Annotated in this window: 6 protein-coding genes; all 6 read left to right on the top strand. The window is 49.4% G+C overall.

Annotation, left to right across the window (positions count from 1 at the left end; genetic code table 11):
- Nucleotides 1–168: 168 nt before the first annotated feature.
- The 6 genes from C7B82_RS30890 (at nucleotide 169) to C7B82_RS30865 (ending at nucleotide 10,632) form a co-directional block, all read left to right on the top strand.
- The gene (locus C7B82_RS30890; protein ID WP_106261159.1) at nucleotides 169–1,329 is read left to right on the top strand and encodes a response regulator; all 1,161 of its coding nucleotides are present in this window, start codon (nucleotides 169–171) and stop codon (nucleotides 1,327–1,329) included.
- Between the two features lie 30 nt (nucleotides 1,330–1,359).
- Nucleotides 1,360–1,725 (top strand): response regulator transcription factor, encoded by a 366-nt coding sequence (locus C7B82_RS30885; RefSeq protein ID WP_106261157.1) that lies wholly within the window; start codon nucleotides 1,360–1,362, stop codon nucleotides 1,723–1,725.
- 37 nt (nucleotides 1,726–1,762) lie between these two features.
- A complete protein-coding gene (locus C7B82_RS30880) occupies nucleotides 1,763–2,320 on the top strand; it encodes a chemotaxis protein CheW (RefSeq protein WP_106261156.1) in 558 nt (185 codons plus the stop codon).
- A gap of 125 nt (nucleotides 2,321–2,445) precedes the next feature.
- Nucleotides 2,446–5,322, top strand: coding sequence for a methyl-accepting chemotaxis protein (locus C7B82_RS30875; protein ID WP_106261154.1), 2,877 nt, complete (start codon nucleotides 2,446–2,448; stop codon nucleotides 5,320–5,322).
- Between the two features lie 64 nt (nucleotides 5,323–5,386).
- Nucleotides 5,387–6,799: an APC family permease gene (locus C7B82_RS30870; RefSeq protein ID WP_106261152.1), complete on the top strand. Its 1,413-nt coding sequence runs from the start codon at nucleotides 5,387–5,389 to the stop codon at nucleotides 6,797–6,799.
- Between the two features lie 464 nt (nucleotides 6,800–7,263).
- A complete protein-coding gene (locus C7B82_RS30865; RefSeq protein WP_106261151.1) occupies nucleotides 7,264–10,632 on the top strand; it encodes a response regulator in 3,369 nt (1,122 codons plus the stop codon).
- Nucleotides 10,633–10,866: the final 234 nt, after the last annotated feature.

The following is a 10,866-nucleotide window of genomic DNA, read 5'->3' as shown; positions in this document are numbered from 1 at the left end:
GGCGGTTTACGACAGCCGATGCACGCATCAAACTACAGCGACTTTACCCATCAACTGAAAATTGACAGACCACTAGGTGCAGATGAATAATTAATCTGTACTAGAGGTTTTCTGCAATAGAGACGATGGTTATAACTGAAAAGCGATCAATACTAGAAGGTCTAGTGGGTGGAACATTTTCAATTTCTTAGAGATTTGAAACAGCTCCGGTTTAGTGGTCAACTTTCATGGAGCGATGCACTGGAACAGGAATGGACATTCCATCTCTCCAAAGGCAGCATCATGTATGCCACTGGTGGCATACATTCAATGCGACGCTGGCGAAGAAATTTGGCTGTTCACTGCCCTCGGTTACCAACTCATAGATTAGGGTGGCAGGCCGATTTAGCGAGTGCTGGGGCATCCACCTCCTCCATTGGCTGGGAGTACACGCTGTTAAATCTATGGGTGGCAAAGCAAAGAATTACGCCTGAGCAAGCGACTAATGTGGTGCTTTCGACCTTGGTTGAGGTGTTGTTTGATGTCAAACAAGCGGCAAGTGAAAGCAAGCAAATTAAGCATGAACAGTTATCGTCGACACAAGTCGGTTTAGCTCAGGTAGAGGACGTCATCGCCAAAACGCAGTGGCGCTGGCAAGCGTGGCAGGACGCAAAGCTCACAGCTTATTCCCCCAATCAAGCACCGATCATTAAGCAACCAGAGCAATTACGAGAACATTGCTCTGCACAGTTTTATCAAATGTTGGTGCAACGACTCAATGGTCAGCACACGCTGTACGATTTGGCCGTGCAAATGCAGCGGGATGTGATGGAAGTTACGGCGTCGCTCTTACCGTTCATTCAAGTGGGATGGGTAGAGCTGATTACCATCGCTGATTTATCGGCCCTCATTTATCCCCGCCGTCTGAGCCAAGCGAAGCCAGCAGCAGCCCCAAAGGCGCTGATTGCTTGTGTGGATGATAGTGCTTTAGTCCGAAACACAATGGAAACGTTGCTGACATCGGCTGGCTATCAATTTTTAGGTGTGGATAATGCGTTACGAGCCATCAGTATATTGTTGGCTCGTAAGCCAGATTTGATTTTTCTAGACTTGGTGATGCCAGAGGCCAACGGTTATGAAGTGTGCGAGCAGCTACGCAAGCTTTCGTGTTTTCGCAACACGCCGATCGTCATCTTGACCGGCAACGATGGCTATTCAAACCGTCTTCGAGCCAATTTTGTCAAAGCGTCAGGTTTTCTCAGTAAACCATTGAATGCTGAAGCAGTGCTAAGCGAAATTCGCAAGCATTTAGAGCAAGGTGCAACTAATCTCACAGCTCCAGCTCGTTGATCAATTGTTGTTTATTCATGGGTGAGTGCGATGGGCACGGCATTAGTGGTTGAAGATTCGTTGACAGAAATGCAAATTTTGATTAGCTGTTTGCAGCAAGCCGGCATTAATGTTCTGATTGCACAAAGTGGAGAAGAAGCGATCGCCACTGTGAATAACCAGAAGCCTGATGTGATTGTTTTAGATGTTGTTCTACCGGGCTGCAGCGGCTTTGAAGTCTGTCGGCGACTCAAAGCTGGGGCTACAACTAGCGATATTCCCATTGTGATGTGTTCGACAAAAAGCGGTGAAATGGATCGTTTTTGGGGCATGAAACAGGGGGCAGATGCTTACATTGCTAAACCGATCGATCAAGCAGAACTGGTGCGCACAATCAAGCAATTGATTCAACATTAAAACCGAAATCTTAACCATTAAGACTGGAAGCATGACAATGTCTGACGCTGTATCATTATCAGACTCTCACGCCTTAGCAACCCGTACTCAAGAGCAGGCAATCGTTTCAGCCAATGATACCAAAGAACAATTTCTACGATTGCATCTTGTCCCGGATACAAAAGTTCTCTTACCGATTCAACAGGTCGCTGAGGTGCTCACCATTCCGGCTGGTCAAATTGTGCCTATTCCTCACATGCCGGCTTGCGTGATGGGAGTATACAACTGGCGCGGGGAAGTTCTCTGGATGGTGGATTTAGGGCATCTATGTGGCTTAATTCCGTACTATCAACAGGCGGTTCGGGTTGCTCATACAGCGGTAGTGCTACAGGGTCAGGACAAGAAATCGACTCAGAAAAGCCAAACGTTGGGACTAGTGCTCGATCGAGTAGAAGATGTTGAATGGTGTGATCCTAAAGTGATTCAGCCCTTATCGTCCTCTACCCTAACATCCGAGCTAGCAGCACTTTTACGTGGGTACTGGTGGAAATCTGACGATGCCATGTTAGCAGTTTTAGAAGCAGAAGCCATCATCGCCACAATATCCAGGCTTTGAGCTGCGGAAGCGATCATTGCCACAATCGCCACAAGCTTGAAGCTGCAATTCATTGCAGCCTTGCTTTAGATTACCTATTCATCTGTTACGCAGCTCTCAAGTACTCAGTTCTCAAGGGTTTATCCATGACTCCTACCCCAAATTCGTCTCCCCAGAACAGGCTCACCCATCAATCGTTTGATGCCATTCAAGCAGACCGGACAATAACCGATGGTCTTCCTGCTGCACCCCTTTGGCCAATCGGCTCCTCAAAGCACGAAGCAACTAGATCACCGACATGGAAAGAAGTTCAACCAGAACTCGAAACGTTACAGCAGTTCCCAATCGGATCGAGCAACTGGTGGCAGCGATTAAGCGTCAGAACCAAAGCCGTCTTCATTGCTATGACGATCGGCACCTTCCCAATCTTGTTCGTTGGCACAACCACCTACCTTGTCACGAATCAGAGCATTCAGCAGCAGGTGCTGCAAGCGGAGGAAACGAGTGCGCTTGACCTGGAAGGGAAATTAAATAACTTCATGGATGAACGCTACAGCGACATTCAAGCCTTTGCTCAACTGAATCTTTTCGCAGACTCGAAGCTGCGCTACAAGGCATCCCTGGCAGAGAAACAAAAAGCCCTTGAGCAATATACTCGTTCTGCAAGGATTGGCAATGTCCAGGTCTACGACAGTGTTGTGGTCGCTGATCTGGATGGTAACGTACTGGCAAAATCAAAAGACAATCCTCAAAATCCTCAACCATCCAAGCTTTTTGATCGGGACTACTTTCAGGCAGTGCTCAAAGCCGATAAACCGATCATTGGGTATCCACAAACATCCATATTTTCCAATGAGTTTAGTATTTTTACCGTTGCCCCTATTAAAGATAGCGAAACCGGTCAAACGATCGCCATCATTCGAGCGCGCATTCCTTTAAGCGTCCTCAAACAAGTGTTTGGAGAGACTGCTGTATCAGGGGAAGCTTTTTTCTTAAAGAGTTCTGAGAACCAAATTATTGCCGCTAGCGACCCAACCCTGATTCAGAAGAAGGTAGCAGACGAATTTCCAAATGTTGCGCTGCAGAATGAGCAAAAGCAGACAGCGGTCACAGCGCGCGCTGCCGGTCAAAACCGAGAGGTCATCACCTATCTTCCAAACCAGGAGTTGTCTAAAGCTTATAACCTTAAATGGGGTCTGCTGATCACACGTCCTGTGGCAATCGCCTTTCTTCTCCAGCGACAGTTACTCTTAACCACCCTTCTGGGAACGGGCGGTATTGCCTTGATTGTGGCGGCGATCGCAACTGGAATCGCCACCCGGGCAACCCGACCAGTATTAAACGCTGCAGAAGCAGTGGGAAAAATCGGGCAAGGCGATCTGGCAGCCCGTGTGGCTGTGGAAGGGGAGGACGAAATTGCGTCCCTGGGCATCAACATCAACAGTATGGCGGTTCAGCTTCAGGAGTCTCTCAACCTTCAAGCCTTTGAAGCAGCGCAAGAGCGTCTCATCACTGCCGCAAAAGGGTCAAATGTCGTTCAGGCAGCCGACCTGCAAGTGATTTTTGACGAAGCTGTTGAAGGCGCACGGCAGCTATTTAACTTCGATCGAATCGTCATTTACCGCCTTCGTACAAATTCCAATGCTGGGATCGTTGCAGAATCGGTCGATAGCAATTGGTCAACCGCCCTTGATGAGGGTGTCAGTGACTCCTGCATTCCAGAAGAGCTGCGTGCCGCTTATCAAGCAGGTCGCGTAGTGGCAACCAATGATGTGTCGATTTCGGGATTTCATCCAGAACATCTCAATCTGCTGAAGCGACTGCAAGTAAAGGCAAGCCTGATTACTCCCATTGTGGGTGCAGGTCAGCTTTATGGCTTGCTCATTGCCCACTACTGCTCAACCACTTACAACTGGCAGGAATCTGAGATCAACTTTCTGCAACGGTTAGGGAATGAGCTAGCACTTTCCATCTACCGAGTGGAATTGCTAGAGCAAACGACCAACCTGGCAGAAGAACAGCGCGAACTTAAAGAAGGTCTGCAAAAACGAGCGCTAGAGCTGCTTTTAGAAGTAGACCCAATCAGTAAAGGAGACCTGACGACCCAGGCAAAAGTAACGGCAGATGAAATTGGCACGATCGCTGACTCTTACAATGCCACCGTAGACAGCTTGCGCAAAATTGTGCAACAAGTGCAGGTGGCTGCAAATCAGGTGTCAGTCACTACCAACGCAAGTCAGGTTTCCGTACAATCTCTATCCGAAGAAGCCCTGCGGCAAGCGGAGGCGATCGCCGCTGCGCTCAAGGTTGCGGAAGAGACCGCGATCGTCGTGCGTCAAGTAGCAGTCAACACCGAACGAGCTGAAATGGCGGTACAGGAAGCCGCTCAAAGTGTAGAAGAAGGGGATGCGGCCATGAACCGCACCGTTGACGGTATTATGGCCATTCGAGCGACGGTTGCCGACACCGCCAAGAAAGTAAAACACCTGGGAGAATCGTCTCAAAAGATTTCTACCGTGGTTGATCTGATTGGTAGCTTTGCAGCTCAAACCAACATGCTAGCTTTGAACGCAGCCATTGAAGCTTCGCGTGCTGGAGAAGAAGGCAGAGGCTTTGCGGTGGTTGCTGATGAAGTGCGCACGCTGGCACGGCAATCAGCAGAAGCCACCGAAGAAATTAGAAAGTTGGTGGTCAGCATTCAGGCAGAAACCAACGAAGTAGTCACCGCGATGGAATCAGGTACCGAGCAAGTGGTCATTGGAACGCAATTGGTGAATGAGACGCGCCAAAGTTTGAACAAAATTACAGCGGTAAGTGCTCAAATCAGTGCGTTGGTTGAGGCTATTGCCCAGGCGACAGTGGTGCAGTCGCAAGCCTCAGAAGAAGTAACCCAAACCATGAAAGATGTGGCAGCGATCGCCAACAGAACGTCTACAGAAGCGGGGCAGGTGTCATCTTCATTTGAGGAACTCCGCAAGGTAGCCCAAACGCTGCAAGCAGAAGTGGGTCAATTCAAAGTGTAAGCTTCAGGCTTTTATCAGGGTCATGCTCACACCAACGAAAAACATACATGGAAAGAGTTGAACCATGACGACTTATTCAAAACAACGTGCTTTGGGGTTGCGCGCTGATTGCCTTTCGTTTCCCGAAACCATGGCTCAGTCGGTTGGCAACATTGCCCCGGCAGCCATGCCAGCGGTCAGTATTGGGCTCGTGTTTGCCAGTGCCGGGAATGGTACCTGGTTAACGTTCCTAATTGCCACGATCGGTCTTGCCCTGGTCAGTATCAACATCAACCACTTTGCCCGCCGCCTGTCGCTTCCAGGGACAATCTATGGTGCTATTGGCAAAAATCTGGGACCAACCGCTGGCATTGTCGCCGGTTGGGCAATGGTTGCAGCCTACCTCTGTACTGCGATCGCCGTGATGTCCGGCTTTGTCATCTATGCGAACGTGGTGCTGAATGAATTTGGCCTCCAGGCTCCTCCCATCTTGCTCTACACCATCTGTATCCTCATTGTCTGGTTTTACGCCTTTACTGATATTCAGCTCTCAACCGTACTCATGCTGTTGCTTGAGCTAACATCAATTTTATTGATTCTGAGTTTGGCAATCATTGTGCTTGCTCAACATGGCTTTGCGATCGACACACCGCAGGTTCTACTCAAAGATGTCTCCCCCGAAGGTTTGCGGTTGGGGCTAGTCCTGGCAATTTTTAGCTACGTTGGGTTTGAAAGCGCAACGACCTTAGGCGATGAGGTAAAACGCCCCTTCCAAAACATTCCGAGAGCAGTACTTTGGAGTGCCGTTCTATCAGGGCTTTTCTTTATTCTCGTCTCCTATGCAGAAGTGTTAGGGTTTCGCAAATATGCCATAGCATTTGACAAAACGGACGTACCACTCAGTGTGTTGTCAAATCTTGCAGGCGTTGAGCTGTTGGGCTTAGCAATTGCTGTAGGAGTCATGTTTAGTTTCCTCACCTGCTGCCTGGCTTCCATCACGGCTGGCACACGCGTTCTATACTCGTTGGGTCGCCAGCAGATTCTGCCCAAGTCACTCGGTACCGTTCATCCACAAAACCAGACGCCCCACGTTGCCATCTTTTTGTCTGTGATCGTTGTATTTCTGATACCAACAGCCTTAACGCTGCTGGGGATATCTAGCCTCGATATTTATGGCTACTTCGGCACCCTGGCAACCTACGGCTTTTTGCTCATCTATGTGTTGATTTCAATAGCAGGGCCCATCGAGCTTTACCGTCAAAAGCGGTTGCGTCAACGCGATCTCGCGATCTCAGTGCCAGCCGTTCTGTTTATGATGACTCCTGCTGTCGCCAGCTTCTTTCCCATTCCTCCCTTTCCCTACAACTTCTTACCTTATGGGTTCTTGGCCTATTTAATGATCGGGGCTTGGCTATCTTCCAGGCTGCAACGTCGATCGCCACAGATTATCAAGGACATGGAGCGTGACTTTGAAGTCAGCCCGAACAGCGGGAGCTGAGAAGCGTTCCAGAGCACCAATTATCGATTCTTTGTCTGTTCTCTGATAGGGACACACATGATGTCCCTATCAGGGTAGACCCTTGTCAGCAAGCGCCTCATCAACTGGGCGCCATTGAACTATAGCCATAGCCAATTGGGTTAGGACGGATGCAGGGGTAGAACCCATGAGTGGGGGTAACACTCCCCACCCCTTTGATCCCAACGTCCTCAGTCTATTGACAACAACGTGGTACACATAGGGTGCTGTATAGCCTCCGGCATTCAATCAAAGCATCAGCGTTACGCACCAAGCAAAGCTCATGTCAGATGTCAGTACACCGAAGCATTAGACGATCGCAACAACAATAGTTTTGGGAGTGGAGGGGGCACAACTCCCTGACTGGATGGCCTTCACATAGCAACATATCGGCATCAGTCTTCAACCCCCTCCTTACAAATAATTAGGACTACCTCCATAAACCAATGGCAATCAACTCTGATATCCGTGACCACGCCTATCAATTTTTCACGGAAGAGGCTCCCGAACTGCTGCAAATTCTGGAAGCAGGCTTACTGACTCTGAATCAACGCAATACCGCCACAGTTCACAATTTAATGCGAGCCGCCCATTCGCTGAAAGGAGGGGCGGCCAGCGTAGGGTTGGACGCGATCGCAACGTTGGCACACCGTCTCGAAAATATCCTCAAGGCGCTCTATAGCGATTCGTTGGAGGTGGATACAGCCCTGGAAAACGATTTGCTGCGAGCCTACGACTGCTTGCGATTGCCGTTGATGGAACAGATTACCACCGGTTATTTCAACCCAGATGCATTGGCGATTGCCGATCCCATCTTTACTCAAATTGAAACCCGCTGTGGCGAGGCACTACTTCAAACCGAGACCTACCTGCCCAGTTCGGCGGAGCTTGGGGTGGATATGGTGACATCCATTTTTGAGGTAGATGTAGCACAAGGACTCGATCGACTCCAAGCAATTCTGGCTCAGCCACAAGAGTATGAAGTGGCTGGAGAACTACGGGCGCAGATCGAAGTCTTCATTGGGTTTGCTGAATTACTAAATCTCCCAGAGTTTAGAACCATTGCCGAAACGGCTCAGCAGGCACTAAATGCTCACCCCGATCGCGCCATCGAGATCACCCAACTCACGCTGGTTGACCTAGAGCGCAGTCGTCAAGCTATTCTAGCGGGCAAGCGGGCTGATGGCTTAGAACCATCTGCAGCGCTCCTTGCGTTGGCCTTAGAGACAACCGCTCCTACAGCATCAATAAAGACGCCAGCACTGAGCGCGCCGAGCGTAAGCCTTCCAACGATGGGGCTTCCGAGCATCGGCACTCCGATCGTCGCTGAGAATGATGTTGGCTTCGATGACCAATTCACTGAGGTTGAAGCAGCCGACCAGGTAAAAGTGGCATTGCCTCAGCTTGAAAATCTTTTTGGTATGTTTGGTGGTGCTTTCACTGCGGCCGAAAGCATCATCGACCAGGATGAAGCACTGGAAGACACACCGCTTCCAACGTTTGACTCGTTTGCGATCGACCAAAACGAGGCACTAGAGGATACTGTTCTGCCAGCAGATGGACTTCCAGATAAAATGATCGCCGCTGAAATTGATGCTGCTGAAGTAATTGATGCTGAGTGGGTTGCGGCCCAGAATTTGTTTGAACCACCATTGGATCGCTCCAGCAGTTTAGTTCCTTCTACATCAAGTCAAGTAGAAGCGTTACAAATTAGCCAGACAGAGCCGCGTTCAACGCGTCGTCAACACAATGCATCCCCCCCCTTTCGTCAAGGAGACGCGATCGCCCCGCCAAACCTGACCGTTCGAGTTGACTCCGATCGACTCGAACGCATGAGTAATCTGGTGGGCGAACTGACCATCAATCGCAATGGACTCTCACTACAAAATGATCAGCTCCAGGGCGTCTTGCGCGAACTATTGAAACGGTTTGCCCGGTTTGAAGACATGGTCGGCCATTTACGGGAGTCGTTAGATCAAATGCTAGTTGCGCCAGAACGTCAAAACTACGCGCAGGTTTCCAACAACCCATTTAACACAGGTCTATCCCCAACAGGAAACGGGCAGCGAAGCACTCGGGTAGAAGCTTCTCGTCCCTTTAGCGCCACAAACTATCCTGATTTAGTGCCGTCAGCAACAGAATTTGATTCGCTAGAAATGGACAGCTACGGAGTACTGCACGCTGAGCTACAGGAAATTCTAGAGAGCTTTGTGCAGCTTGATGAAACTGTTGATGATGTCACTCTGTATGCTAGACAGTCTGATCGCCTGCTCGATCAACAGCGGCATATGCTAACGAGCCTCAGCAGCGAATTAACTCAAGCACGCATGGTGCCGCTAGGGGAGGTTTTGAATCGCTTCCCTCGTGTACTGCGCGACCTGTCGGCAACTTATCACAAACCCGTAAGTCTGAAATTAACGGGGACAAGCTTGCTGGTCGATCGCGCCATTCTAGAGAAACTCTACGATCCACTGCTGCACTTACTTCGCAATGCGTTTGATCATGGTATTGAAACAGCCCCTGTTCGAGCGCAACTAGGTAAAGCAAAAGACGGTCAAATTGAAATTCGGGCTTATTACAAAGGCAATCAAACCATTATCGAGATTAAAGACGACGGTCAGGGACTCAACCTGGATCGAATTCGCAGTCGCGCCTTTGAATTGGGCTGGTTCTCAGCCGAGCAACTGCTGACAAGCGCTCCAGCACGATTGTTTGAACTCATTTTTGAGCCAGGTTTTTCCACTGCCCAGCAGGTGAGCGAACTGTCGGGACGAGGCATTGGCCTCGATGTCGTGCGATCGCAATTGCAATCAATTAAGGGAACCGTTTCGGTGGCATCCTCCCCTCAACAAGGGACAACCTTTACGCTGCGCCTACCTTTAACATTGACCAACACGAAATTGATCATTTGCTCTGTTGGCTCTACTACTCTTGCCTTACCTGTTGATAGTGTCGAAGAAATTGTGACGCCCCGACCCGATCAAAGTCGGCAGTCAGGAACACAGCGCTTCCTATATTGGCGAGAGCAAATTATTCCTGCCTATCGTCTCGCTGACCTTTTAAACTACGCTTGCCCCCTACCCGAAGTGCCTGCCAGTGATTCAATGTCAGCAGTCAGTGCTGCAAGCGCTGGTGCAGCACCGATGTTAGTCCTGCGGCAGCAAGAACAAATGTTTGCCATCGAAGTCGATCGACTCATTACGGAGCAAGAGCTGGTCATCAAATCATTTGGATCTCTGATCGCGCCTCCCAGTTATCTCTATGGATGCACCAGTTTGGGCGATGGCAGCCTCATTCCTGTCATTGATAGCAGCGCCTTATTAGCGTTTGAGCGGGAACAAAAGACAGCCGAAAGCGCTATCGCGGAAGAACCTAAGCGGCTTGCAGACGTTCACGGCCATCCAGGTGCTCGTAAAGTTGCCACAGTTGTTGAGGCCGTTCAAGTAACAACTATTCTTGTTGTTGACGATGCTGTCACCTTGCGACGAACCTTAGCACTGTCTCTAGAAAGGGCTGGTTTTCGAGTCTTACAAGCGCGTGATGGGCAAGAAGCGATTGATCAATGTCAGCGCTCGTCAGTGCATCTAGTCATTTGCGATATTGAAATGCCCAACATGAACGGCTTTGAATTTCTTAGCTACCGCCGTCAAGATCCTCAAATCTCCAAAATTCCCATCATGATGCTGACCTCTCGCAGTAATGAAAAACACCGCTGGCTAGCCATGCAGTTAGGAGCAGCGGACTACTTCACCAAGCCCTACTTAGAACAGGAATTCCTAGCTGCAATCAACAGACTCTTTAGAACCACAGATTAGAGTCTTGCCTTCTTTAACTGTCGTATTTTCCGCTTGCATCGTAACAGATAAATCGAGCTCTACTCATTCCCACCTAACGACGGTCTAAGTTTGTATATCTGTTCTGGAGAGATAAGGAGTAAACATAACCAAGCTTATATGTAGAGAATATGACACGACTAGAGCGGCATTCTTATTGAAAGAATGCCGCTCTAGTTGTCATTAATTAACCTGGCACCGAGCTATTTTTGCAGG

It is taken from the genome of Stenomitos frigidus ULC18, assembly GCF_003003795.1.
GTDB classification, from domain to species: domain Bacteria; phylum Cyanobacteriota; class Cyanobacteriia; order Leptolyngbyales; family Leptolyngbyaceae; genus Stenomitos; species Stenomitos frigidus_A.
Note: the sequence above shows the minus strand (reverse complement) of the source record. Positions and strands in the feature narration are given on the sequence as shown.

Excerpts from the sequence above, each read along its gene's own strand:
- C7B82_RS30885 (WP_106261157.1), top strand. The coding sequence starts at position 1,360 with ATGGGCACGGCATTAGTGGTTGAAGATTCGTTGACAGAAATGCAAATT.
- C7B82_RS30865 (WP_106261151.1), top strand. The coding sequence starts at position 7,264 with ATGGCAATCAACTCTGATATCCGTGACCACGCCTATCAATTTTTCACG.
- C7B82_RS30880 (WP_106261156.1), top strand. The coding sequence starts at position 1,763 with ATGTCTGACGCTGTATCATTATCAGACTCTCACGCCTTAGCAACCCGT.
- C7B82_RS30870 (WP_106261152.1), top strand. The coding sequence starts at position 5,387 with ATGACGACTTATTCAAAACAACGTGCTTTGGGGTTGCGCGCTGATTGC.
- C7B82_RS30875 (WP_106261154.1), top strand. The coding sequence starts at position 2,446 with ATGACTCCTACCCCAAATTCGTCTCCCCAGAACAGGCTCACCCATCAA.